This is a genomic window from Streptomyces sp. R33 (assembly GCF_041200175.1).
Lineage (GTDB): Bacteria > Actinomycetota > Actinomycetes > Streptomycetales > Streptomycetaceae > Streptomyces > Streptomyces katrae_B.
This window is the reverse complement of sequence record NZ_CP165727.1, coordinates 7761782-7787041: the sequence shown is the minus strand read 5'-3', so window position 1 is coordinate 7787041 and position 25260 is coordinate 7761782. Positions and strand designations below refer to the sequence as shown.

Here is a 25260-nt window from a genome sequence, read left to right as displayed (position 1 = left end):
GCCTACAACCCTTTCAGGAGCGCCTCCAGGGCCAGGGCCGTCCTCGGGTGGCGGGTGGTCAGGGCGGCTCCCTCGGAGGCCTGCGGGGTCCAGGGGTCGTCCCAGCCCAGCAGGGCTGCCAGGGCGTTGCACGGCTCGGGGTGGACGGTGAGCAGTGCGGCGGACCCGGCGCGGCTCGGCAGGGCGGGAGTCGTGTGCGGGCGGTCCTGCCACGGCGGGGTCCAGGTGTCCAGTGCCGCGAGGCGGCCGGGGAAGATGCGGCCGGCCTCGCGGATCAGCAGCGGGGCCAGTTCGGCACCTCCGGAGCGCAGGGTGGTGATCAAGGTCGGCAGCCACGGCAGCAGCACCGGGTCCGGCAGCCGCGCGAACGCGTTCGACACCGTCTCCACCACGAAGTCGGCCAGCTGCGGCACCGGTTCCAGCGCCTGCAGGAATCCGCTCAGGTATTGCGGATAAGCGGGCACCACCAGGGGGTTGCCCAGCAGGTCGTCGCACCGCGCCCGCAGTTCCGTACGGGAGAGCTGCCCGAGGTGCACCTGCGCCGCCCACAGCAGCGCCACCTTCGACGGCTCCTGCGGATGGGACTGCGCGAAGGCCAGCTCCAGCTGCGTCCGGTCGCAGCCCAGCGACAGCGCCAGGCTCTCCATGCTGAACAGGAAGCCCAGCATCGCCGCGACCTGGCGGACCGTCGCCTCGTCGTCGGTGAACGCCGTCGGCAGCAGGGTGCAGTAGTGCGCGTAACCGGTCTTGACGAACGACTCGATCCACCCCGGAAGCACCGGTTCGCTGGTCCGGTAGTGGCCCAGCAGCCGCCGTACCCGCCGCAGCACCTCCGGTGCGCCGTCGACACTGCGCTCGGTCGCCAGGACCTCCAGGGCGCGCGTGCCCAGTTCGTCGGCGAGGCGGCGGCTGCGCAGGTACAGCGTCGCGTCCTCGACGGCCTGGAGGACCGTCGCCGTGGTCGCCTGTGGCCCGTACGCGGTGCGCCGCAGGCGCTGTTCCAGGACCTGCTCGATGCTGACGCCCTCGTAGCCGAGCTCGATCAGCGCCCGCTGGTGGGTGCCCAGGGCGAGGTCCCACGACTCCTGGATCGGCCGCTCGCCGAGCCGGCGCTCGCCCATGATCGGGCGTGCCGCGCCGTGCGGCATCAGGTGGCGCAGCATCCACAGGACGTCGGAGCACTTCTCCAGTCCTGGACGGGAGGCCATGTCCAGCAAGGCGCGCTGCACACCGCGCTGCTGGAGCGCCAGGCCCAGGGGTGCGAGCCGGTCGTGCACGTCGCGCGCGAGCGGCGGCAGTGCCTCGTAGCCGACCTGGCCGATCCGGTCGCCGCCCATCATGATCTCGACGAGGCGGCGTACGTCGCGCCGGCCGGGCACCCTGTCCTTCTCGATGCAGGTGATCGCCGCGTCCTGGAAGTCGTACGGGGTGGGCTTGGCCCGATCGCGCATGCCGGCCAGCAGGATCGACGTCTCGAAGACGGCGATGGCGTCGGCGGTCGAGGCGAGGTAGCCGTTGCGGCGTGCGGCACGCACGATCTCCACCGACCAGCCGAGCAGTTCGGCCTCGTCCAGCCGGTCGAGGACGGGCGGACGCTGCAGGAACCCGGAGAGCATGTCCGCCGGGAGGTCGGAGGGTGACTCCGGCGCCGCCGGAACGGCTGCCGCAGCCGCCGCCTTCCGCGGCTTGGCCGCCTTCTTTGCACCCGCCTGCCCCGCGAGCCGGAACGGCTGCACCCGTGTCCGCTTGAGGTTCTTCGCCCACTGGGTGGCGGCGATCGACACGGAGCCGCCGGCGAGGCCGAACTGTGCCTCGATCGCGGCATGGCTGGACGGGATGAGTCCGTACTGCCACGTGCTGGCGCTCGGCGGGCTGATCTCGAAGGTGTCGGTGCCGTCGACACCGAACTCGGGGACGCGGCTGGCCGCGTGGAACGCGCCGCACACGTACAGGCAGTCCGCGGGATCGGTACCGGTCGCGGCCAGGTGTTCGCGCATCCTGGTCCACATGTGGCGCTCGCGGTCCTCGTCCACGCGGACCCGCCCCGGGTCCCCTGGTGCGAGGCGCCGGAACAGGCTGCCGATCAGCAGCATGACCTGCCGGTACGTGTCGTGGTCGCTGTCGCCGAGCGGCAGTTCGACGTACTGGTGCCACCATTCCGACCAGTGCCGCACCCGGCCGTGGTGCAGCAGGTGCTCCTCCAGCTCGGCGAAGCGGGGGCGCAGGTCGCCGATCTCCACGCCGACCGCGTCGCCGTGCAGTGCGGCTTCCTCGTCGGCCGCCGGGGCGTCCGGGTCGGCCGGCTCGGCCGTGGACTGCGCCCCGGTGGCCTGCCACTGGAACACGTGGTCCGAGGAGCGGTCGACGAGGACCAGCTCGACGCCCGGCGTGTCCAGCGCGTAGGCGATCGCCTGGTACTCGGCCGACGCCTCGGTGATCGGTGCGACGACCGACAGCGGCGCCCATTCGGCGGGGAATCCGTCGACCTCGCTCGCGAACGCCTGCACCGCCACCGGGAGCCGGCAGTTGCGCAGCTCGGTCAGGAGCGGCGCCATGTCCTCGCACAGCTCCAGGTAGACGACCTTCGGCTGCTTCTCCCGCAGCCGCCGCGCCATCGCGACGGCCGAGGCCGGCGAGTGGTGGCAGACCGGGAAGACCTCCAGTGGTTCACGTACCGCGCGGTCGACGTCGTCGACGATGCCGAGAAGGATGCCCTCCAGCGCGTCCGGGCCGTCGGCGAAGGCCGTGGCGGCCTCCTGCAGCTGGGTGCGCAGCGCGTCGAACGTCGTCCCCTCCTGTGCGGGGCTCATGACAGGGTGGCGATCGCGTTGCGGCCGCCCTCCAGGAACTCCGGCCAGGAGCCGCCTTCTTCCTTGCTGCGCGGCTCGACGACGCCGTGCAGGTACTTGTTGAGGATGGCCAGGTCCTCCGGCTCGCGCCGCGCCAGCGATCCGACGAGGGAGGAGGCCAGCGTGTGGGCGTTCAGGGTGCGTTCGCCGAAGAAGTTGCTGTGCAGGATCGCGTCTTCGAGGACGCCGATCTGCTCGGCGGTCGACAGCGCCGACTCGAGCTTCTCGTCGTCGCTGCCCGCCGCGGCTGCCGAGGCTCGCAGATCGGTGAAGCTCTGCAGCAGCACGTCGAGCAGCGTCGGGGGCACGTCCAGCTCGATCTGGTGACGGCGCAGCAGTTCCTCGGTGCGGAAGCGGACGATCTCCTCCTCGCTCTTCTTGTTCGTCACCACGGGGATGCGCACGAAGTTGAAGCGGCGCTTCAGCGCGGAGGACAGGTCGTTGACGCCGCGGTCACGGCTGTTTGCCGTGGCGATGACGGAGAAGCCGGGCTTGGCGAAGACGATGTTCTCGCTGTCCAGTTCGGGGACCGAGATGTACTTCTCCGACAGGATCGAGATCAGTGCGTCCTGGACGTCGCTGGTGGAGCGCGTGAGCTCCTCGAAGCGCCCGATGACGCCGGACTCCATCGCGGTCATGATCGGCGAAGGGATCATCGACTCCCGCGACTGGCCCTTGGCGATCACCATGGACACGTTCCAGGAGTACTTGATGTGGTCCTCGGTGGTGCCGGCCGTGCCCTGCACCACCAGCGTCGAGTTGCGGCAGATCGCGGCGGACAGCAGCTCGGCCAGCCAGCTCTTGCCGGTGCCGGGGTCGCCGATCAGCAGCAGGCCGCGGTCGGAGGCGAGGGTGACGATGGACCGCTCGACGAAGCTGCGGTCGCCGTACCACTTCTGCGAGATCTCCCGGTCGAGGCCGTCGGAGCGCTCGGATCCCAGGATGAACAGGCGCACCATCTTCGGGGAGAGGCGCCAGGAGAAGGGCTTCGGGCCGTCGTCGACGGACTCGAGCCAGGCCAGCTCCTCGGCGTACTTGATCTCGGCGGGTGCACGCAACAGGTCGGACATATCGGCGCCTTTCTCAGCACATCAATGGGGTAAGCGGTATGAGGGGGTATCAAGCGAGGAACGTCTTCAGTTCGTGGACGAGCTTGCGGATGTGGCCGGAGAGCACCGGCGTGCCGAGGTCCTTGAAGCGCTCCCGGAACCACGGATTGACGCTGCCGCGGCCGGAGCTGGTCACCGAGCCGACGGGGATGAACTTGGCGCCCGAGCGGTGGATGGCGGCCATGCTCTCGAACAGCGGCTCGGTCCGCCATTCGTAGAAGTCCGAGATCCACACGACGACGGTGTTGCGGGGCTCGGCGATCTTCGGCTGGGCCAGCGCCATCGCGACGGTGCCGTCGGTGCCGCCGCCGAGTTTGGTCCGCAGCAGGGTCTCGAAGGGGTCGTGCACCCACGGCGTGAGGTCGAGCGCCTGCGTGTCGTACGCGATGAGGTGGACGTCCACCTTCGGAAGCCCGGCGAAGATCGAGGCCAGGATGGTGCAGTTGACCATCGAGTCCACCATCGAGCCGGACTGGTCGACGACCACGATCAGCCGCTGCGGCGTCGTCTTGCGCGCGGTGTGCCGGTAGTAGAGGCGGTCGACGTACAACCGCTCTTCCTCCGGGCTCCAGTTGGTGAGGTTCTTCCAGATCGTCCGGTCGAGGTCCAGGTTGCGGAACACCCGCTTGGGCGGCACCGACCGGTCCAGGGCGCCGACCGTGGACTTCTCCACCTGGGTGCGCAGCACCTCGGCGACCTCGTCGACGAAACGGCGGATCAGGGCCTTGGCGTTGGCCAGGGCCACGCCGGACAGGTTGTTCTTGTCGCGCAGCAGCTGCTCGATCAGGGACATGCTCGGGGTGAGCTGCGCGGCGAGCTTGGGATCGGCGAGCACCTCGCGCAGGTGCATCCGCTTGACCAGGTCGGCCTCGATGGCGCCGAGTTCCGGGCCGATTCCACCGGCCCGGGGGCCGCGCAGCTCGCCGGGCTTGCGGCCGAGCGAGCGCTCCAGCCAGCCCGCGTCGGACTGCCAGCGCGACAGCTGCCCGGCGGTGACCGTACCGGACCCGGAGGAGAAGACGTTGAGCAACACCTTGGAGACGAGCGCCGCGCGCCGTACCTCGGCGGCCCGGTGCCGTCCGTCGTCACCTGCGCCCTCCGGCGCGGACCCCGGCGGCACCATCAGGCCCTCGAACTCGGTGGCCAGCTCCGGGTGGCGCTGCACGATCGAATCGACGGACACCTGCGGGTCCAGCAGGGCGGCCGGCAGGCCGATGTCCTCGACCACGGCCAGGCTCGCCGACTCCAGCGTCGCCTGCTCCTCCTGGTCGAACAGCCGGGCGAGGAGCCGCCAGTACAGGACCTGACGGCGGTTGTCCTCGGGGGCGGGGAGCACCTCGGGTTCCTGTCCGGTCATTTCCGCAACAGCCTTCCCGCTCGCTCGCGCAGCACCGCCGCGGCGTCGGTGGCGGCCTTCTCGGCCTTCACGCCGGCTTTGTCGGCCGTGCCGCCCGCCCATGCCCCTGCGTGCACCGCGACGGCCTTCTTCCGTGCGGTGGTTTCGACGGCGAGCGGCTGGACGCAGAACGTCCCGGCGTCCCAGCGGAGCAGGCCGATGCATGCATTCGACGCCGCAACGGCTTCCGGGGTGAGGGGTCCGGCGGTCGGAATCCGGTCCGTGTCGACGGCGAGGTCACCTCCGGCGGTGGTCCACGTCAGTGCGCCGTCGTCCTCCTTCCGGGTGGCGTAGCCCTCCAGGAAGACGGGTACGGCGATCCGCGCCGGGTGCCGGTCCAGCGGTGCCGCCGCCGCAGCGGCCGCAGCGGGCAGGGCCACACGGGCGGTGGCGAAGGCGTCCGCCGCCTCGCCCGTGCGCGCGCACGCCTCGCTCCAGATGAGGTCGCCCTCGGCGGTGATCGGCATGTCGGTGAGGTCCATCGAGCGGCTTTCGCCGGCGGCCGCCAGCAGCGACATGTGCGGACGGAGCAGCTGCCAGAGGCCGGCTCCCACGACCGTGTCGGGCTTCGGCACCGATACGCCGGCCCGCACCAGGCGGGGCACCGAGCCGTCCGCGGGCTCGAACACCGCATGGACCTGGGCCTGTACGGCGGTCGCGTGCTCGTGCAGGTCGATGCCGAGGGGCAGGAGCCGGCCGGTGGCCGTGCCGGTGGCGGGTGCGCCGGCCGAGCCGGGCAGCGTCAGCAGCAGGGCACGCGACCACAGGTCGGCCCAGCGGCGCGCGGGGATCCGCTCCAGGGACACACCCGGGCAGGAGGCGGCGAGTTCGGCGGCGAACCCGTCGAGGAGCGTCGCCAGGCGGCGCAGCTCCGGGTCGGGAAGCATCGCGGAGACGACGGGCGCCGACGCGGAGACCAGGTCGTGGTCGATGCCCTGCCAGCCGGCGCGGGCGAGATCCGAGAGCCAGGAGCGGGCGGCGGCGAGCAGGTTCGGCGTCTGCTGCCCTCCGGGCGCCGGGAGGGCCTCCTCTTCGCTGTGGGGCCGGCCGGTCATCTCGTCGACGCGGGTCGTCAGGGCGTCGTGGACGGAGCCGAGCAGTGCGGTGCGGGCGGCGGCGAGGGCCACGAAGTGGTCTTCGCCGGCGGCTCCGGCCGCCGCCTTCTCGGCCGCTTCGGCGACCCCGGCGGCCAGCGGCGTCCCCGCGACGGCCCGGGCGAGCTCGGTCAGCCCGGCGGCCTCGGCGGGCCGGGGACGGAGCAGACCGGCGACCAGGGCCCCGTCGAAGGCGTCGACGGCCGCGAGGGCCTCGTCGAGCCCGGCGACGGTTTCGCCCGGCAGGCCGGTACGCTCCCCCGCGCCCGGACCGGGCTCGCGCGGGGGCACCCCCGTCAACACCGCCCTGGTCGGAGGGAACCACTGCATCTCCGGCAACGGCGCGGTGGTCGTCGCGAGTTCCAGGTAGGCCAGGTGGCGCAGGAACCGGCTGAAGACGGGTGCGGCGGCCTTGTTGTCCCCCTGCGGAGGACGGGTGCTGCTCATGACGGCCGCGATGCCCACCGCCGTCGGCTCGCCGTCCGCAGCCTCGACCCGCAGGTAGCGGGCCACGCGCGGAGCTCCGTACTGGAGCACGGCCTCCGCGACCAGGGCCTTGATGTGGTTGCAGAACGAGCCCCGCGCGCCGCCGCAGGGCCGGTTGTTGTTGGTGCTGCAGGCGAACGCGTAGGTACCGGCCGCGACCGACGAGACGTAGACGCGCTCTATGTCCGAACCGCTGGACACCACGCCCTGCAAGCGGCCGTCGGCCAGCTCGACGAACGGGACCTTGGCGAGCTTGCGCGGCCGCGCGGGTGGTACCACCCGGGCCGTGCTCGACCTCTCCCAGTCTGACAACGCACCCATCTCCTATGCAGCAAGGGGAGTTCCGCGCCGATCGGCGGGACACTGCTGAACATAGGCGGGAGCACTGACAATGCCCCGGGCTCGGCCTCAGGCGTCTGCGACCTGGGCCACCCAGCCGTACGGGAGTTCCGCGCCGTCGACCGTCACCGCTTCGACGGTCCGGGTCCTCGGGTCGATGTCGGCCTGTACGCCCTCGCCCGCGTACCGCGGATAGCCGGAGGCCCCGAACTCACCGGTGGCCTGGACCAGCGCGGTGCGCAGCACGCCACGGCGCGGGGAGCCCCCGGGCTCGGCGAGCCCCGGGCGCAGGACGACGGTGTACCGGTCGGGGGCGGCGGCGGGGCCGGGCGCGGCGGAGGAGTTCATGCAGCCCAGGCTAGCCACCGACCGGGCGACGGGCCGGTATCCCGAGGCCCGGAGTTGCGCGGGCCGGCGGGAGCGCCGAGGGTGGAGCGGTGTGGGTGTTGCCGATACGGACCGGCGCCGAACACCGGTCTCGGGGCAGCACCCCGTCCAAGAGGAGCGAACATGGCTGAACAGGCCGGCGGACCTGCGTGCGAGTACAAGACCGAGCACTTCAAGGCGACGGAATACCGGACGAGCGGCGGCAGGCGCTCGGTCAGGGTGAAGGGTGTGGCGGCATGCCCCTCTTCCGGCTTCCGGCTCGCGCTGGAGCTCGCCAGCCCGCCGATCGTGGCCACACCCGAGGTGCTCCACCTCAAACTGGTGGAGCAGAAGCCGACGGGCACGGTCCTCACGGTCGTCACCGACACCGGAGTCGAGGGTGAGTTCCCCATCGCGGACGAGGTCGAGTGGGTGCTGATCCGGAACCTGGGCATCAACATCCCGGTCACCGAGGACTAGCAACCTCACCCGTTCGGGCTAGGGGGTGTCGTCAAAGTCCCATCTGGCCGCAGAGCCGGCTCCGGCGCCGGGTCCGCCGTCAGCGAATCCGTATGGATGTCCGAGGCTGCCGATGCTTGGGTGTCGGTATGGAGATCTTGGTGCTGGGCGGAACTGCATGGGTGGGCCGGGAGCTGTCGCGGCAGGCGGTAGGGCGCGGCCATCGGGTGACGTGCCTCGCGCGCGGGGAGAGCGGCGAGGTCGCCGACGGGGCGAGGCTGGTGGCCGCGGACCGGAGCGACCCTGCGGCGTACGCGCCCCTGCTCGACCGCGTATGGGACGCGGTCGTCGAGGTGTCGTGGCAACCGGGCTTCGTCCGTGGGGCGCTCGACGCACTGGGCGACCGGGCCCGGCACTGGACGTACGTCTCCTCGGTGAGCGCCTACGCCTCCGACGCCACGCCGGGGGCGGACGAGTCCGCGCCGCTCCGGCCTCCGACGGACCGGAGCGAGGTCGACCGCGCGCTGTACGGCGAGGCCAAGTCGGCCTGCGAGCAGGCTTCGGCGGCCGCGCTGGGCGAGCGCCTCCTCATCGCACGTGCCGGACTCATCGGCGGTCCGGGGGACCACACCGGCCGCTCGGGGTACTGGGTGGCCCGCGCCGCGCGCGATCCGCACGGGCCGATGCTTGTTCCCGACGAACCGGCTGCACCGACGCAGACGATCGACGTACGGGACCTCGCCGCCTGGCTGCTCGACGCCGCGGAGAACGGAAGCACGGGGACGTACAACGCCGTCGGCCCGGTCGTGCCGTTCGGGGAGTGGATCGAGCTGTCCCGCGCGACGGGCGGGCACACCGGTCCGGTCGTCACCGCCGACTCGGCGTGGCTGCTGGCGAACGGCGTGGCCGAGTACAGCGGGGCCGAGTCGCTGCCGATGTGGCTGGTCGAAGCGGGCTGGGAAGGGGCGTTGGCCCGGGACGGGTCCGCGGCGCGGGCCGCGGGTCTGCGGCACCGGCCCCGGGCGGAGCTGCTGGCCGACACGCTGGCCTGGGAGCGCGAGCAGGGCCTGGACCGGGAACGGCGCGCCGGCCTGAGCGCGGGGCGCGAGCGCGAGCTGCTCGACGCTCTCGAACAGGGCGAATAGGACGCTCAGCGGCCGGTACCCCGTCCCGCGGTACCGGCCCCGGGTTCCACCTGCCGCAATTCGGCGAGGAGTTCGCTCTTGCCTGCCAGGAGTTCGGTCAGGATCCGGCGGGCCGCGCGCAGGAGTTCGGCGACGTCGCCGCCGGCGAGGGCGTAGTTGACGGTCGCGCCCTCGCGCGTGGAGACGACGATTCCGGAGCGGCGCAGGACCGCCAATTGCTGGGACAGGTTGGACGGCTCGATGTCGATCTCGGCGAGGAGTTCGCGCACGGGCATCGGACCGCTCTGCAGGAGCTCCAGAACGCGGATCCGGACGGGGTGTCCGAGCATGCGGAAGAACTCGGCTTTCGCCTGGTACAGGGGTACCTGCATGCTCACGAACGCTCCCACCGTTGCTCGACCGCCACCACCGCCCATCATTCCGCCCGATGGGCCCACGCGCGCCTCTGCTTGACCAATTTCGGATGTGCCGGATTGAAGAGTTCTTCAATTCGTGGGCATGCGTGGGCCCGGGACAGGAAGGGGCTACAGCTCCAGAGCGGATTCGATGCGCTTGAGCTGGTGCCGGGCCATCGCCAGATTGGAGTTGGCCTTGTCCAGTACGACGTACAGGAACAGGCCGTGGCTCTCCCTCCCCTTGAGCAGCCGGATCAGGTGGTACTGAGTCCCCAGGGTGATCAGCAGGTCCTCGATGTCGTCGTGCATGCCGAGCATTTCCATGGTGCGGACCTTGGCCCGGATCACGTCCGTGTTGCCCGCGGCGGCGACCGCCAGGTCGAGGTCCTTGCCACCGCCGAGAGTTCCCAGTGCCATTCCGCTGGTGTAATCCACCAGCGCGACTCCCAGGGTGCCCTCGATCGAGGTCATCGTCTCCTTCAACGAGACTTCCACATTCGCCATCGGCGACCGCTCCCTCTTCTCTCCGTCCACGCCCCGCGCCCGCTTCCGCCGTGCGCCGGACCTCTTGTGAGACCGACGCTACTGAGCGTGCGCGGCAGCGTGAGGAGAACAGGAGATTTGACCAAAAACGCCCCCTCCCCCGTCTAAGATCCGCCCGGCGCCCACGACACGCACGGCACGCACCGCGGTGCCCGGGCTACCGCCTGCGGTCCACCACGGCGAGGAGCTTCCCGCTCGTCGCCGTACGGGACAGGGCGGCGCCGTCCACCACCTCGACCGCGAAGTCGAGGAGCCTCTCCGCCACCGCCGACCGCACCTCCGGGTACCCGGCCAGGAAGGCCTCGCGCGCCCGGTCCGGGTCCGGGGCGTGGGCGCTCTCCATCCGCAGGGTGAGGCCTTCGCGGACGGCCCCGGCGGTCAGCACGGCCTGCAGCTCACCGCCGTACCCCAGGCTCTCCCCCGCGATGGCCACGAAACGGCGGTAGTTCAGGAAGTACGTCGCCACCCGCATCACCTCGCCGAGCCGGCCGAGCAGTTCGAAGCGCGGGGCGTGGCTTCCGCAGGGGCAGCGTCCGGGCAGGGCGCGCCCGAGGTCGCCGATGACGTACCGGTCGAGCTGCTGGCCCCGGCGGGCGCGGGTGGTGAACACGAGCCGGCCGGTCTCTCCCGGCGCCACGGGACGGTCCTCGTCGACGTCGACGATCTCCAGGGTGTGCAGGTCGTCATGGAGGTGGTGGACGCTGCCGCTGCTCTGCGTGCACTGGTAGCCGAGCGGGCCGAGGTCGGTGCTGCCGTAGGTGATGGAGTGGATGACCTCGATGCCGAACGTCTCGGTCAGCGTCCTGCGCTGTGCGTCGGTGAAGTGCTCTCCGCCGTAGTAGATCTTGCGCAGGCCTCCGTACGAGCGCAGCAGGTCCGCTTCCTCGTGCAGCAGCTGCCAGAGGTACGAGGGCATGCCGAAGAGCGTGTCCACCTCGTACGCGGCGATCATCTCCGCGGTGGCGCGGTGGTCGGGGCCCGCTGCCATCGGCATCTGGACGCCGCCGAGGCGCTCGAGGATGGAGAAGAAGCTGATGAACCCGCCGTACATGCCGCCGCAGTAGAAGAGGTTGGCCGTACGGTCGCGGGCCGGGTCGTAGCCGGCGGCGAGCAGGCCGCGGGCGGCTGCGTGCATCTGCGTGTCGTAGTCCGCGTACGTGAACAGCGACAGGGCGGGCTTACCCGTGCTGCCCCCGCTGCGGAAGTACAGCTCGGCGTCGCTCCGGTCGACCCCGCGGTTGAGGTCCTGGACGGCGGCCTTGTCCAGCAGCGGCCCGGTGGCCGGCGGGAAGACGGCCGGGCGGGCGAGGTCGTCGAGGCAGGCGGTGGCGGCGAAGCGCTCGTCGGCCTGGACGGCGACGCGCCGGCTGTAGCGCTGGAGGGCGTAGACCCCGTCGTGCGGTTCACCGGCGTAGCCCGCGGTCATGGCGCCGACGGGGGTGACCCGGGTGGCTCCGGCGGCCAGGACCAGGGCCGAGAGCTCGGCGGTGTCGGTGCGGCTGCCCGCGATGCCCGCCGTCTGGAGGTAGCGGCGCATGGGACGCAGCGTGGCCATGAGGCTCTTGCGGGGCAGCGGCTTCACCCAGACGCTGCGGTGCAGCGGGGAGGCGGTGAGGGCCGGCCGGTCGTCGGCCATGACCCGCCAGGTGCCGTCGGGGGCGGCGAGGACACGGGTGAGGCCCAGGTGCTCCTCGAGGCGGGCGAGGTGCTCGGTGGTGGTCAGCTCGGCGTACTCGGCCGGGTCGAGGTCCGCCGCGGCGGGCGCCGGCTGGGCGTCCAGGGCCGCCGCGAGGCGCTCGGCGAACGCGTGCAGCACCTCGGTGTTCCCCGTCTCGGTGTCGAGGTAGACGACCTGGGGGCTGGAGCAGGCCTGCTGCTCGAAGAGGCAGACGTCCCGGGCCAGGGCCGTCAGCGTCGCCCCGTCCGCCCAGGCGTCCTGCGTGAGGTAGGCGAAGGAGATCTTGTGCCCCCACTCCACCAGGCGGCAGCCGGCCGGGACGTGGGCGGCGACGCCTTCGACGGCCGACTCGCCGCCCCAGACCGCGACGGCGTCGGCGGGGGCGCACATCAGGCGCAGCCACTCCTGGCGGGAGGAGGGGAAGCGCAGCACGATGATGCGCTCGGCGAGGGCGCCGGTCGGGTCCTGCGCGGCGAGTTCGGCGAGGAGGTGCTGGGCGAGGAAGGTGTCGGAGCTGCTGGTCTTGAGGACGTTGACGTTCCCGGCGAGGAGTCCTTCGATCAGGCTGAGCGGGGCGACGGTGGCGGCGTTGCCCGGGGCTATGTGGGCGACCAGGCCGACGGGCGCCCAGGCCTCGTACACCGTCTCCTTGGCGTCGGGGCGGTTCAGCCGCTGCGGGGCGGCGCTGCCCAGCTCGCGCCGGAGCTTGCGGGTGAGCGAGCTGCGGTCGAGGAAGTCGGCGAGTTCCGCCAGGAGTTCTTCGCACTCCGTGTCGCCGTCCGCGGGCAGGTGCGGGGCCAGCCGCTCCCGTACGCGGTGGCCGGGGTCGCGCAGGGCGCGGGAGAGGGCGTCGCAGGCGGCGAGGACGGTCTCGGTGTCCAGCGGTGTGCCGAGTGCGGCCTCGACTGCGGTGGGGAGGGTGGCCAGGCGGCGGGCGGCCTCGTCGTCCCCGATGAAGGTGCCCTGCCAGTAGTGGTGGTTGATGGTGTCGGTCATGACATTCCCTTCATCAGTTCGGCGGCGGCCACGGCACAGCTGCGGTTGCGGCTGACGCCGGCCCGGCCGTGGATCGTGAACCACGGGGTGGTCAGCTCGCATCCGCAACTCTCGCCCGGGTGGAGCGAGGCGAGGTCGCCCATGACGACGCTCTGCGCCGGTACGGAGGTGATGTACGGGGACACCAGGTGCAGGTAGCCGCGTTCGCCGTACGGGAGGGGCTCGAGGGTGCGGGTGGAGCGGATGAAGACGCGGGACCAGACGGGTGCGTGGAGGTTGTGGTGCGCGCACTCGATGTACGGGATGCAGTGCTCGACCGACCCGAAGGTGTCGCGGATCCGCTCGGAGGGGACCCCCAACTGCTCGGTGACGCGGGCGTACAGCTCGTGCTTGCCGATCTGCCGGTCGGTGTGGCCCTTCCAGCCCCCGCCGAGGATGATCAGGGACCCTTCCGGGAGCTTCAGCGGCTCCAGGCCCATGGCGCGCATCCGCTCCAGCGTGAACCAGAGGAAGGCGGGGAAGCCGAGGATGCGGACGGGTACGTCGTCCTCGGCGAAGCGGCGCAGGGCGGCGACGCAGCCGAAGGGGTCGAACTCGTGGCCGTTGCCGGTGTTGCGCAGCGCGTACTCGACCTGCCGGGCCGGGGCGAAGTCGCACAGGTAGTTGTCGGTGAACGAGGTGCCCAGGTTGAGGTCGCGGGCGGGCTCGTAGCTGTAGAGCAGGTAGTTGACGGGCTGGTCGGGGGTGATCCAGCCGTTGTGGTCGAAGATGCGGGCGACCATGCGCTGGGCGGAGCGGATGGTCCACTCGTCGAAGAACATCTGCGACTTCTGTCCGGTGGTCCCGGAGGAGGTGAGGTGGAGGTGGACCTCGTCCTCGGGTATGGACAGGACCTCGTGGCGCTTGAAGAAGTTCGCGTGCACCAGGGGTGCCTCGTACGGGGTGTCCGGGCGCTCCCCGTCGTACAGGCTGCGGAAGAACGGGGACCGGTCGCGGTGCCAGGTGTTGATCTCCGCCATGGCGGCGGCGAACAGCTCCTCCTCGGCGGGACCGGAGGTGTAGGGCCCGGTCCGGTCGCAGAGTTGCTGGACCCGGCCGAGGGCCGCGGCGTCGGGGACGTCGACGGGGGCGAGATGGGGTTTCGAGGGGGTCGTGGAAGGGGTCATGAAGCAACCTCACGTACGGGCAGATGGGTCGACGCCCAGGCCGACACATAGGAATCGAGGAAGGGCTGGAGGGGCGGGTCGACGACCACGCCGCGGAAGTCGATGTGCTCGGTGGTCCGGGACATCACCACGTAGTCGTGGAAACCGTCGCCGTCCCGGCGCATGGCCGGGTACAGGGCCCCGGCGATGAAGCCCTCGGCGGTGAAGGCCGAGAGCGCGGCGTGGTGTTCCAGGGGTACGAGCGCCTCCACGTAGCCGGCGCCGGCGCGGGTGAGGGTCCGGGTGACCGGCTCCAGCCAGCCGGCGGCGGCCGCCGGGTCCGGGTGGGCGGTGACCAGGGCGCAGTAGCCGCCGGTGCGGTTGAGATAGGCGTACACCTCGAAGCCGCCGTCGTCGGGGGTGAGGAGGATGTTGGGGGTGTGCAGCGGGTAGAACCAGCGGCCGGTGTCGGGGAAGTGCTGGTGGAAGCGGCGGCGGACGAAGGCCGGCGCCTCGATCATCTCCAGCGGCCGCGCCGCCGGCCCGGCGGGCGCGGGCACCGGCGGCGTGGGCCGGGCGTCCGCGTAGCTGATGCCCAGGCTCGCCCCGGCGGTGCGCAGGAGCGGTACCAGGGAGGCGGGCACCTCGGCGACGGGTACCCGGCGGTCCAGCACCCCGGGCGAGTGACGCGCGTAGAGTGCGAGGCTCTCGCGGCTGCTGAGCTCCACGGCGTTGGGCAGGATGCCCAGGGGGCGGAAGCCGTTGCGGGCCACGACGCGCTGGGGTCCGGCGCTGACCGTACGGACGGTGGCGTACACCGAGTCGAGCGTCCCGGCATCGAGCGTGCCGGCGCACACGGCCTCGGTCAGCTGCCCGGCGAGCCCGGTTCCGCGCTGGTCGGGGTGGACGGCGAGCCCTTCGAGGCGGCCGACCCGGCTGCCGGGTTCGCTGTGGACCGCGGCGGATCCGGCGAGGGCGCCGGTACGGGGGCAGCGGGCGACGAGCCAGAGGGTGTGCGGGTCCCGGATGAGCCGGGTCATCTCGGCGGGGTCGGTGCCGAGGGCCGTGGGGTAGTGCGGGCCGTAGACGGCGTAGTAGAGCTGGCGGAGATCGGCGATGTCGGCCGGGGTGGCCTGCTCGATCGCGGCGGTCATCGGGCGCCTCCTGCGGGGGTCGGCTCCGGCGCGGGAACGGGGTCGGGCGCGCCCGCCGGGCGGGAGTGGCCGGGCAGCAGGGCCAGGGCGAGGGCGGCGGGGACGAGTCCGGCGGCCTGGATCAGGCACAGCGTCTGGGCGCAGAGGTGGTCGCCGAGGAACCCGAAGAGCAGCGAGGCGACGGGGAAGGTCGCACCGAGGACGGCCTGCATGACGGCGAAGAACGCGGGCTTGTCGGCGGCCGGGACCAGCCGCTGGAACAGGGCCACGAAGCGGACCCCGATCACCCCGACGCACCATCCGGTCACCAGCAGGGCCCCTGCGATGACGGGCCGGGCGGCGATCAGGCCGGGCAGGGCGAGGGCTGCGGCCATCGCGGCGAGACACGCGGTGCCGACCACGGCGGGCCGGCCGGGTACCCGTGCACCGGTGAAGGAGCCGATGAGCGTGCCCACGCCGAGCGAGGCCTCCAGCAGGGCGACGGTGGCGCCGTCGCCGTGCAGCACCGAGGCGGTGTAGAGCGGCATGACGACGAAGACGGCCGTGGTGAAGAGGTTGGCCGCGGTGAAGCAGAGGAGGATCCCGCGGACGTACGGCATGGCGCCCAGCAGCTGACGCAGTGTCCGTCGGGGCTCCGCCTCCTCGGGATGAGCGGCGGTGCCGGCACCGGCGGTGCGGAACCGTACGGTCGCGATGAGCACGGCGGCCGTGGCGTAGGCGGCGGCGCAGCCCACGGCGAGGCCGGCCACTCCGGCGACGTCCACGACGAGGGCGCCGAGGAGGGCTCCGCCGAGGCTCGCCAGCGACTGGGTGGACAGCTCGAAGCCGGTCGCGGCCTCGATGTCCGCGTCGTCCACGAGCTCGGGCACGGAGGTGGTCAGGCACGGGTCGAAGAAGGCCTGGCAGGTCGCCAGGGCCAGGGCCGCCGCGTAGGCCGCGGCGACGGGCAGGTCGCTCGCGCAGGTCCAGACGGCCAGCGCGGCAGCGGCCGCTCCGGCGCCGCCGGCGGCGGTGCGCAGCAGCGAGCGGTGGGCGAAGCGGGCGATGGCGCGGGCGACGAACGGGGCGAGGACCACGGCGGGCAGCGTGCTGACGGCCATGAACAGCCCGGCCGCGAATCCGCCGTCGCCGGAGGTGGCGTAGCCGATGAGCCACCAGGAGATGCCCACCTGGAACATGCGGATGCCGGCTTGGGTGAACACCTGGCCCAGCCATACGGTCCCGAAGGCGCGGTTGCGCAGGACGAGGGGGAGCCGCCGGCCGGCGGCCCCGGGTGCGGGGGCGGTCATGCGGTCGGCCTCTCGTCGATGACGCGGACGAGCTTGCCGGAACGGGGGTTGACCACCAGGTCGCGGTGGCGGGCCCACTCGACGCGGAGCGGGTGCACGAATCCGGCGGCGACGCTGTCGGGGTAGAGCGGCCGGGCGGTGTTCAGCCCGGTGACGACCTCCTTGGCGAAGACCTCCAGGCCGGCCGGGTCCTGGCCGGGGGCGGTGGCCAGGCGCAGGACGAGGCCGTCGCGGCCGTCCCAGCGGCGGACGACGAGCTGCATGCCCGTGACCCTGCCGTCGGTGTCGGCCTCGGCGACGGCGTCCGTGGCGTCCTGCCAGTACAGCGAGACGGGGCCGACGCGTACGCCTTCCTCGGCCCGGCCGAGGATGCGGAAGGCACCGCCCTCGGTGCCGGTCCACTCGGCGCGGTCGCCGGCGGGATAGCGGATGACGGGCATGAGGCGGCGGAAGAGCTGGGTGACGACGACCCGTCCGGGCCGGCCCGGCTCGCGGATCGGTTCGCCTGTCGTCTCGTCGAGGATCTCGACGAGGGTGTGCGGGGTGAACGGGCGGTGCGTGCGCGGGTCGTCGTCCGTGCCGGGCACCGGGCGGCCGAGGAGGCCGCCGTCGACACTGGCGTAGCCGAGCGAACGGGGCGTGGCGCCCGGGAAGGCGGCTGACAGGAGGCGGCGCTGGTCGGCGAAGAGGGCTTCCCCGCCGAAGAACAGGAACTCGACGCCGGGCAGTTGGCGGCCGGAGGAGGTCAGGTGCTCGGCGAGTCGGCAGAGCGTGGTCGGTGTGCCGGCGACGACGTGGGCGGCGAAGTCCTCGAGCGTGGTGACCGTCGACTCCAGCGGGGCGCCGCCGCCTATGGGCAGCCTGACGTTGGCGACGGGGGCGTGCGCGAGCGAGTCCAGGATGAACAGGAAGCTGGCGTAGAGCTCACCGGCGTAGAACAGGTCGGCGACCCTGTGCCCGGGCCGCAGGCCGGCGTCGACCATTCCGGCGCCGAAGGCGGTGACGAACTCCTGCCATTCCTCACGGGTGTAGCAGGAGAACCGCGGGGTGCCCGTGGTGCCGCCCGTCTTGAACACGACGGCTTCCCCGAGGGGGGCGGTCAGGACGCGGTTGTCGTGCAGGGTGTTGGCCGCCCAGAACCTGTCCTGGTCCACGACGGGAACGTCGGTGATCCGGCTCACGTGCGGTGGCAGGTCCGCGTAGAGGTCGGCGTAGAAAGGAGAGGAGTCACGGGCGAAACGCACGAGGTCTGAAAACTGCTGGACGGGCATGCTGCCTTTACCTCGAAAGATGAAAGTTGAAATAGGCGGGAGACAGGTGACGCGTCGGGGCGGCGTGGTGGAACTCACACCACTCTCACCCGTTGATCAGTCAACAATGCATATGTTGTGCAGAGTTGGCGAGCGCAGCCGCAACCTGATGTCCGTTCACATGATGAGACAAGAGGAACGCACCGCCAAATCGAACGAGGCCCGCCTCGGCCAAGAACGGCAGACTTCTGGCCCGCGGGGCCGAAACCACACCGACACCGGGAAACGTGGAGTCAACCGCGGCGCCACCACCAGCGAAGACGCCCGTCGGGTCCGGTCATCACAATGTCCGGAAACCCGGGGTTCCTTTCGAAGAAAAGCTCGCCATTACCGAAAACACAGTGCGGCGATAAAGAATGACAGGCCGATTCGGCCCGAACTCCCGTACAACACAAGGGAATTGACGCATTCGACGAAGAGAGTACCGGCGTGTCGGCCGCTTGTCCGGATTCCGGGTCGTCAAGCCGGACGGCGGCTCCGACCCCCGGCAATGGGGCCGTCCGTGTCCCCGCCACCCAGCGACTCGTTTGCGCAGGCATGACGACGACGGGCTCCACGCTCACCACCACGGCGCGACACCGGGCGGCTCCGGATGACGGCGGCCGCCCCCTGTACGTCCCCACTCCCCGGCAGCCGGCCCACGCGGCCGCGGCCGCCCCGCTGTTCGAGCAACTCGCCCGGGAGTGGGCGGCGCGCGGGGCCACCGTGCCGGGGCGGCCGGATCCGGCCTGGCGACGGCTGGTCTCCTGGGAGCACTTCGAACGCGAGACGGCGGCCACGGTCCGCAACCTCCACCTGCGCGGCCCGGAACCCACACCGGAGCCCGCCTCCCCGGGCAACCCGCCCCGGTGGACACGGGCCTGAGGCCGGGCCCGGTGGAACGGAGTCCGGGTGCGGAAAACGGACGGGGACCGGTCGGCGGAGGTTGCTCTCCGCTTCCGGTCCCCGGTCCCGGCGGCCGCCGGGCGTCCTCGGTCCCTCTCACGCCTTCTTCGTACGGCCTCCCAGGCCGAGGCCCACCAAGGCCGCCGCCGCGAGCACGATCGCCGCGTCGATCGCCAGGACCGTGCGGACCCCGTCGAAGAGCGAGGCCTGCGTCGTGGCCAGGACACCGAGCAGCGGGATCCCGATGGTGAGGCCGACCTGCTGCGTCGTGGTGACCAGGCCCGTCGCCAGGCCCTGCTCCTCGTCCGGCACGCCGCTCGTCACCGTCAGCCCGTACGAGATGATCGCGCCGAGGTGGAACATGCTGGCCACCGAGACGGCGACGGTCGCCACCAGCGCGCCCGACTCGGCGCCCACCGCCAGCAGCGCCGCGGTCAGGAGCCCCTGGCCGAGCAGCGAGCCGACCAGCGTGCGCCGGGCGCCGAAGCGGCCGATGACCTTCGGGGCGTAGGAGCCGGCGAGGGCCGATGCGACGCCCTGCACTCCGAAGACCAGGCCGGTCCGGAAGGACGACAGCCCGAGCGTCTCCTGGAGGTACAGGGTCAGGACGAAGATGACCGTCGACATCATCGCGAAGGTCACCAGGCCGGCGAAGTTCCCCCAGGCGATGGTGCGCCGCTTCAGCATCGGGAGCGAGACCAGCGGGGCCGGGGTCTTCGACTCCGCCACCGCGAAGGCGACGAGCAGGGCCAGACCGGCGAGCAGCGTGCCCCAGACGTCCACGCCGCCGAAGCCCCGCTGGGCCGCGGTGGACAGGGAGTAGATCAGCGCGAGCAGGCCGCCTGTGACGGTGACGGCACCCGGGACGTCCAGGCGGGGCCGGTCCGGGGTCCGCGACTCGGGCAGCAGACCGGGGGCGAGGGCGAGCACGATGACCGCGGTGACCGCGAGCAGCGCCATCGTGGAGCGCCAGCCGAGGGTGTCGGTCATGACGCCGCCGAGGACCATGCCGATGGTGAAGCCGAGGGACAGCAGGGTGCCGGAGATACCGATCGCCTTGTCGCGCAGCGGGCCCTCGGGGAACGTGGTGGTCAGCAGGGACATGCCGGTCGGCACGATGACCGCCGCGCCGAGGCCCTGCAGGGCGCGCCCCGCCAGGAAGGACGCCGGGTCCCAGGCCAGGGTGGCCAGGAGCGAGGCCGCACCGAAGAGCGTGAGGCCGATCAGGAACAGCTTCTTGCGTCCGTACAGGTCGGCGATCCGGCCGAAGAGGAGGAGGAAGCCTCCGGAGGGCAGCGCGAAGGCGGTGACCGCCCATTGCAGGGCCGACCGGCTCAGACCCAGGTCCTTGCCGAGGGCGGGCAGGGCCACGTTCAGTACGGAGAAGTCGAGGGCCACCATGAACTGGGCGGCGCAGAGCACGAAGAGGACCAGTTTGGCCCGGCCCGTGAGCCGGTCGTTCGCGGGGGCGGGGGATGCCGCCCCCGAGCCGGCGGTGGTGGTTGTCGTCGTCGTTGTCGTCGTCGTATGAGTATCGATCGCCATGGCCACCACCCTCGCGGCCCGGGAATGCCCGTGGAGAGTGGGAACTTATCCTGTTGGTGGCACCACCAGGCAGCTGACAGGGGGAGTTAGTGGCTACACCGATCGACAAGCACCGCCGTTCCGAACTGCGCGAGTTCCTGATGAGCAGACGGGCGAGGATCACTCCCACGCAGGCGGGCCTGCCGGACGGCGGGGCCCGTCGCCGCACCCCGGGACTGCGCCGCGAGGAGGTCGCCGTGCTCGCCGGGGTCGGGGTGTCCTGGTACCAGTGGCTGGAGCAGGGCCGGGACATCACGGTGTCGCCGCAGGTCCTCGACTCGGTCGGCCGGGTCCTGCAGCTGACCAGCGCCGAGCGCCGGCACCTGTACGTACTCGCGGGGCTCAACCCGCCGGCCCTCGAGGTGGCGCCGGCCGACCGGGACATGTGCCAGGGGCTGAAGCGGCTGATCGACGCGTGGATGCCGTTCCCCGCGCACATCATGGACGCCTACTGGAACACGGTGCTCTACAACGACGCGGCCGCGATGGTGCTCGGGATGCGCCCGGAGATCGTGCAGAACTGCCTGATCGCGTTCTTCACCGACCCCATCTACAAGGCCCGTTCGAGGCGCTGGGAGGAGATCGCCTGCACCGTGGTCGCCCAGTACCGGGCGGCGTGCTCGGAGTGGCCCGAGGACGAGGGGTTCCAGGCGGTCGTCGAGGAGGCGCGGGAGGTCAGCCCGGAGTTCGCCGAGCTGTGGGAGCAGCGGGACATCCGGCCCGGCGGTCAGATACAGAAGGAGATCGAGCACCCCGTCGTGGGGACGCTGTTCGTCGAGTCGACCCAGTTGCGCGTACCGGCCCGGCCCGACCTGTCGATCGTGCTGCACACCCCGCTGCCGGCCACCGACACGGCCGAGAAGCTGGAGTGGCTGACCTCGGCGGAGGGCCGCCGGGGGTCCATGTACCCCATCGCCGGCTGACCCCGCCCGGGCCGCCGGGGCGGCGGCTCCGAGCGCGGGCACCCGGACCGGCCACACCGCCGGCCCGGGTGCCCGCGGTGGTCGGCTAGCGCCCGCCGGACCCCATGCGGGTGATCTCTTCCTCCACCCCGCGGGCTTCTTCCCGCCGGTCCATGAGGACCAGCTGCTCCCGGTAGTGGATCAGTGCGGTGACGAGGAGATCGGCCCGTCCCGGCTCCATGGCGTACACGCGGCGCGCGGCGGCGACGGACTCGGCCCGCAGGGCCAGCGCGATGTCCGGCCGGTGCGCGAACTCGTAACGGCTGTACTTCCACAGTACGGCGGACAGCAGGGGCAGATAGGCCAGGGGGCTCACCTGGGCCAGGACGCGGTAGGCCGCGACCCGCTCACGGACCGACGGCTTCGCCGATCCCAGAAGGGCCACCCGGGCTCGGAGGACTGCGTCGTGATTGATGTTCGCCGAGTGATTCATGACGGTGATTCTCAAAGCCGCACAGGGGCCCAAACAAGGGCAATCGACTGTGCCCTTGGTCCTACGAAAACACCGTCTGACCTGTCATGATGGGTACGTCTTCACCCCTGCGCCCCCCCGGACGGCCCGTCGGCCTCCGCGACGGTGGGCCGCCCCTCTCTCCCACCCCTCGCACCTCCCGCTCCCCCGCTTCACCGGCGCGTGGACCATTCAGAGGATCACCCGAGGAACAAATGAGACATAACCCCACATATCACCGCTCAGACGGTACCCCTTGAGTGATCAAAGTGGCGTGGGGTTAGCATGTGAGCGCCGCCTAGCTCGAAAGATAAACCTGTGACTGTCAATGACGACTCGTTCACCAACTGGAAAAACCGCGAGGAGATCGCGGAGTCGATGATCCCGATCATCGGGAAGCTGCACCGTGAGCAGGACGTGACGATCCTGCTGCACAGCCGCTCCTTGGTGAACAAGTCGGTGGTCAGCATCCTGAAGACCCACCGATTCGCCCGGCAGATCGACGGCGAGGAGCTCTCGGTCACCGAGACGCTGCCGTTCCTGCAGGTGCTCACCACGCTCGATCTCGGCCCGTCCCAGATCGACATCGGCATGCTCGCCGCGGAGTACAAGAGCGACGACCGCGGCCTGTCGGTGGAGCAGTTCACCGCCGAGGCCGTCGCCGGTGCCACCGGTGCGAACAAGATCGAGCGCGGCGACGGCCGCGACGTCGTCCTGTACGGCTTCGGCCGCATCGGCCGCCTCGTCGCCCGCCTGCTCATCGAGAAGGCCGGCTCCGGCAACGGTCTGCGCCTGCGCGCGATCGTCGTCCGCCAGGGCGGCGACCAGGACATCGTCAAGCGCGCCTCCCTGCTGCGCCGCGACTCGATCCACGGCCAGTTCCAGGGCACCATCACCGTGGACGAGGCGACGAACACGATCGTCGCCAACGGCAACGCGATCAAGGTGATCTACGCGAACGACCCGTCCGAGGTCGACTACACCGCGTACGGCATCAAGGACGCCATCCTCATCGACAACACGGGCAAGTGGCGTGACCGTGAGGGTCTGTCCAAGCACCTGCGCCCGGGCATCGACAAGGTCGTCCTGACCGCCCCGGGCAAGGGCGACGTCCCGAACATCGTCCACGGTGTCAACCACGACACGATCAAGCCGGACGAGCAGATCCTGTCCTGCGCCTCGTGCACCACCAACGCGATCGTCCCGCCGCTGAAGGCCATGGACGACGAGTACGGCGTGCTGCGCGGCCACGTGGAGACCGTCCACTCGTTCACGAACGACCAGAACCTGCTGGACAACTACCACAAGGCCGACCGCCGCGGCCGCAGCGCGCCGCTCAACATGGTCATCACCGAGACGGGTGCCGCGTCCGCCGTCGCCAAGGCGCTGCCCGACCTCAAGGCGCCGATCACCGGCAGCTCGATCCGCGTCCCCGTCCCGGACGTCTCGATCGCCATCCTGAGCTTGCGCCTGGGCCGCGAGACCACCCGCGAGGAGGTCCTCGACCACCTCCGCGACGTCTCGCTGCACTCGCCGCTCAAGCGCCAGATCGACTTCACCACCGCCCCCGACGCGGTCTCGATGGACTTCGTCGGCTCGCGCCACGCGTCGATCATCGACGCGGGCGCCACCAAGGTCGACGGCGACAACGCGATCCTCTACCTCTGGTACGACAACGAGTTCGGCTACTCGTGCCAGGTCATCCGCGTCGTCCAGCACGTCTCGGGCGTCGAGTACCCCACGTACCCGGCCCCGGCGGTCTGATCCCGTCGCACGCGCGTCGCAGTCCCGTCGTACTCACGGCCCGTTCCACCGCCCACCACGGGCGGCGGAACGGGCCGTGCGCGTGTGCGGCCGGCAGTCGGCGCACGAAAACTCGGGTGTGCGGTGGACTGTTGTGCTGTTAGCTTCCTCGTGTGCCGAAGTTGAATCAGATCATCGCAGTGGAGAAGGGCGTCAAGTCCAAGTCTCTCCAGGAACTGACCCAAGCCCATCAGGACGTCCAGAAGCCGGCGTTGCTCGCCGGTATCTCGCGGACGTACCAGCCCAAGGACGAGGAGGGCGAGCAGCTGCCGCCCGAGTCCACGCGGGTGCAGGTCAAGGCGGAGGACGTACTGCGCGCGACGGCGGGAACGCTGACGCGGCTGTTCGACGTGACGGCGACGAAGGACTGGGCGAACCGCACGGCGGCCGCGGACGTCGTCGTCGACGGAACGGTCCTGCTGCCCCAAGTGCCCGTCCCGTACCTGCTGTTCCTTGAGAAGCAGCTCACCGACCTGCACACGTTCGTACGCAAGCTCCCCGTCCTGGACGCGTCGGAGGCCTGGAACCTCGACCCCTCGACGGACGCGTGGAAGACCGACCCGGTCCGCACGATCCGCACCAAGAAGGTGCCGCGCAACCATGTGAAGGCCGAGGCCACGGAGAAGCACCCGGCCCAGGTCGAGGTGTACTACGAGGACGTCCCGGTCGGTTACTGGACGACGGTGAAGTTCTCCGGTGCGCTGCCGGCCCGCCGGGTCAACGAGCTCCTCGGCCGGGTCGAAAAGCTCCAGCATGCCGTCAAGTTCGCCCGCGAGGAGGCCAACGGCACCGAGGTCACCGACCAGCGCGTCGGGGATGCGGTGTTCGGCTACCTGTTCCGGTAGCCTCCAGATCGCCCCCTGTGCGAGCGGGGGGGTGCGCGCAAAGCGCAAAGCTGAAACTGATGTTGAAGCTGACCGAGGGGTGTCAGTTGGGGGTTCGAAACCCTCCCCCGGCACACGTGCCGGGGTGGCCCAAGCTGGTAGAGGCGGCCCCGTGAAACTCAGATTCTCGCTCCAGTCTCAGCATTCGCCACCGAACGCCGGATCGACCGAGCGCGGACGATCATCGACGGATGGGGGTTCAAGTCCCCTCTGCGCCTCTCTCGTGGCGCGGTAGTTCAAAGGCAGAACACGTCGGTCTCAGAATGATCCGCGGCTCTTAAACGCCGCCGGTGTGCGCAATTGGGTGGCAAGCTGGAGCCCGGGAGCTGGATATGCTCCCGGGCTCCGTCACGTTCCGCGCCCCGCGTTAGGTTGTGGCCATGGGCATCTACATGGTGAGCGTCACCGCGGAGGACTGGCGCGGTGCGTACGAGGGCGGCCGGGCGGAGATCGCGGCCGGGCTGAACCGGGAGCTGGGCCGGCGGGGACTGCCGCCGTACGCGCCCGGGCCGGGCCCGGTGCCCCGCTTCGAGGAGAAGATGGTCCCCCCGATGGACGGCTTCGCCGAGCTGTGCCGGGAACACGGGGTGGACGACCTGCTCTCCTGGTCCGTGCTGGTGCCGGTCTCCCTCGACTCGGAGGTCACTGTGGCCACGCAGGAGGAACCCGACGAGCCCCTCGCCATCGCCGGTGCTCCGCAGGTGCTTCTGATGGCGGAACTCCTGGCGGCGTCCGTCCCGCTCCCGCCCGAGGTCCTCGCCGCCTCCGGCCCCCTCGCCCTGACCTCCTGGTACTTCGACGCCTCCGCGCGCGAAGTCCCGGGCGCGGACACGACGTTCCACACCGCCCTGTACCTCCACGCGGCCCGCCACTGCCTGACCCACGGCTGCCCGGTGGTCTACAGCTGACCTGCAGAATCGATCCCTCCGCGCACCCAA

At 71.2% G+C, this 25260-nt stretch carries 21 protein-coding genes and 1 pseudogene; 7 read left to right on the top strand and 15 right to left on the bottom strand.

What is annotated here, in order from left to right; genetic code table 11:
- Positions 1 to 2: 2 nt before the first annotated feature.
- The 6 genes and pseudogenes from AB5J51_RS35720 to AB5J51_RS35695 all read right to left on the bottom strand — a co-directional run bounded on the left by AB5J51_RS35720 (position 3) and on the right by AB5J51_RS35695 (position 7621).
- Positions 3 to 2810 (bottom strand): DUF5682 family protein, encoded by a 2808-nt coding sequence (locus AB5J51_RS35720; RefSeq protein ID WP_136223357.1) that lies wholly within the window; start codon positions 2808 to 2810, stop codon positions 3 to 5.
- Positions 2807 to 3919, bottom strand: coding sequence for an AAA family ATPase (locus AB5J51_RS35715; protein ID WP_369779591.1), 1113 nt, complete (start codon positions 3917 to 3919; stop codon positions 2807 to 2809). Before AB5J51_RS35715 ends, AB5J51_RS35720 begins: the two co-directional genes overlap by 4 nt.
- Before the next feature lie 49 nt (positions 3920 to 3968).
- The gene (locus tag AB5J51_RS35710; RefSeq protein WP_369779590.1) at positions 3969 to 5315 is read right to left on the bottom strand and encodes a VWA domain-containing protein; all 1347 of its coding nucleotides are present in this window, start codon (positions 5313 to 5315) and stop codon (positions 3969 to 3971) included.
- A complete protein-coding gene (locus AB5J51_RS35705) occupies positions 5312 to 6739 on the bottom strand; it encodes a hypothetical protein (RefSeq protein WP_369780369.1) in 1428 nt (475 codons plus the stop codon). Before AB5J51_RS35705 ends, AB5J51_RS35710 begins: the two co-directional genes overlap by 4 nt.
- A gap of 9 nt (positions 6740 to 6748) precedes the next feature.
- Positions 6749 to 7255 (bottom strand): annotated as a pseudogene (locus AB5J51_RS35700) (hypothetical protein); the annotation flags it as partial.
- A gap of 87 nt (positions 7256 to 7342) precedes the next feature.
- Complete coding sequence (locus AB5J51_RS35695; protein ID WP_053787467.1) at positions 7343 to 7621, bottom strand: hypothetical protein; 279 nt, start codon at positions 7619 to 7621, stop codon at positions 7343 to 7345.
- A gap of 162 nt (positions 7622 to 7783) precedes the next feature.
- On the opposite strand from AB5J51_RS35695, the gene AB5J51_RS35690 reads away from it, so the two are divergent.
- Entirely contained in the window at positions 7784 to 8119 is a 336-nt protein-coding gene (locus AB5J51_RS35690; protein WP_136223353.1) for a hypothetical protein, read from the top strand.
- Between the two features lie 128 nt (positions 8120 to 8247).
- Positions 8248 to 9243, top strand: coding sequence for an NAD-dependent epimerase/dehydratase family protein (locus tag AB5J51_RS35685; protein WP_369779589.1), 996 nt, complete (start codon positions 8248 to 8250; stop codon positions 9241 to 9243).
- Between the two features lie 5 nt (positions 9244 to 9248).
- Here the strand turns inward: AB5J51_RS35685 and AB5J51_RS35680 are convergent, their stop codons facing one another.
- The 7 genes from AB5J51_RS35680 to AB5J51_RS35650 form a co-directional block, all read right to left on the bottom strand.
- On the bottom strand, positions 9249 to 9614 hold the full coding sequence (locus tag AB5J51_RS35680) for a helix-turn-helix transcriptional regulator (RefSeq protein WP_053787631.1): 366 nt from the start codon (positions 9612 to 9614) through the stop codon (positions 9249 to 9251).
- 153 nt (positions 9615 to 9767) lie between these two features.
- Positions 9768 to 10142: a hypothetical protein gene (locus AB5J51_RS35675; protein ID WP_053787470.1), complete on the bottom strand. Its 375-nt coding sequence runs from the start codon at positions 10140 to 10142 to the stop codon at positions 9768 to 9770.
- 196 nt (positions 10143 to 10338) lie between these two features.
- Complete coding sequence (locus AB5J51_RS35670) at positions 10339 to 12855, bottom strand: acyl-CoA reductase (protein ID WP_369779588.1); 2517 nt, start codon at positions 12853 to 12855, stop codon at positions 10339 to 10341.
- Positions 12852 to 14021 (bottom strand): acyl-protein synthase, encoded by a 1170-nt coding sequence (locus tag AB5J51_RS35665; protein WP_369779587.1) that lies wholly within the window; start codon positions 14019 to 14021, stop codon positions 12852 to 12854. Before AB5J51_RS35665 ends, AB5J51_RS35670 begins: the two co-directional genes overlap by 4 nt.
- Positions 14018 to 15154, bottom strand: coding sequence for a GNAT family N-acetyltransferase (locus tag AB5J51_RS35660; protein ID WP_369779586.1), 1137 nt, complete (start codon positions 15152 to 15154; stop codon positions 14018 to 14020). The genes AB5J51_RS35665 and AB5J51_RS35660 overlap by 4 nt, the downstream gene beginning before the upstream one ends.
- Entirely contained in the window at positions 15151 to 16443 is a 1293-nt protein-coding gene (locus tag AB5J51_RS35655) for an MFS transporter (RefSeq protein ID WP_369779585.1), read from the bottom strand. Before AB5J51_RS35655 ends, AB5J51_RS35660 begins: the two co-directional genes overlap by 4 nt.
- Positions 16440 to 17714, bottom strand: coding sequence for a phenylacetate--CoA ligase family protein (locus tag AB5J51_RS35650; protein ID WP_369779584.1), 1275 nt, complete (start codon positions 17712 to 17714; stop codon positions 16440 to 16442). The genes AB5J51_RS35655 and AB5J51_RS35650 overlap by 4 nt, the downstream gene beginning before the upstream one ends.
- 576 nt (positions 17715 to 18290) lie before the next feature.
- On the opposite strand from AB5J51_RS35650, the gene AB5J51_RS35645 reads away from it, so the two are divergent.
- The gene (locus tag AB5J51_RS35645; RefSeq protein WP_133899050.1) at positions 18291 to 18617 is read left to right on the top strand and encodes a hypothetical protein; all 327 of its coding nucleotides are present in this window, start codon (positions 18291 to 18293) and stop codon (positions 18615 to 18617) included.
- Between the two features lie 117 nt (positions 18618 to 18734).
- Here the strand turns inward: AB5J51_RS35645 and AB5J51_RS35640 are convergent, their stop codons facing one another.
- Positions 18735 to 20183, bottom strand: coding sequence for an MFS transporter (locus tag AB5J51_RS35640; protein WP_369779583.1), 1449 nt, complete (start codon positions 20181 to 20183; stop codon positions 18735 to 18737).
- Positions 20184 to 20323: 140 nt separating this feature from the next.
- Here AB5J51_RS35640 and AB5J51_RS35635 point away from each other — a divergent pair, with 140 nt between their 5' ends.
- Positions 20324 to 21145, top strand: coding sequence for a helix-turn-helix transcriptional regulator (locus AB5J51_RS35635; RefSeq protein ID WP_078987463.1), 822 nt, complete (start codon positions 20324 to 20326; stop codon positions 21143 to 21145).
- Between the two features lie 85 nt (positions 21146 to 21230).
- Here the strand turns inward: AB5J51_RS35635 and AB5J51_RS35630 are convergent, their stop codons facing one another.
- The gene (locus AB5J51_RS35630) at positions 21231 to 21617 is read right to left on the bottom strand and encodes a hypothetical protein (protein ID WP_369779581.1); all 387 of its coding nucleotides are present in this window, start codon (positions 21615 to 21617) and stop codon (positions 21231 to 21233) included.
- A 336-nt stretch (positions 21618 to 21953) separates the two neighbouring features.
- Here AB5J51_RS35630 and AB5J51_RS35625 point away from each other — a divergent pair, with 336 nt between their 5' ends.
- The 3 genes from AB5J51_RS35625 (at position 21954) to AB5J51_RS35615 (ending at position 25230) form a co-directional block, all read left to right on the top strand.
- Complete coding sequence (locus tag AB5J51_RS35625) at positions 21954 to 23399, top strand: glyceraldehyde-3-phosphate dehydrogenase (RefSeq protein WP_053787479.1); 1446 nt, start codon at positions 21954 to 21956, stop codon at positions 23397 to 23399.
- Positions 23400 to 23551: 152 nt separating this feature from the next.
- Positions 23552 to 24283 carry a hypothetical protein gene (locus AB5J51_RS35620; RefSeq protein WP_053787480.1) on the top strand — a complete coding sequence of 244 codons (732 nt, stop codon included), beginning with the start codon at positions 23552 to 23554 and terminating at the stop codon, positions 24281 to 24283.
- 419 nt (positions 24284 to 24702) lie between these two features.
- A complete protein-coding gene (locus AB5J51_RS35615; RefSeq protein WP_369779580.1) occupies positions 24703 to 25230 on the top strand; it encodes a hypothetical protein in 528 nt (175 codons plus the stop codon).
- Positions 25231 to 25260 lie beyond the last annotated feature (30 nt).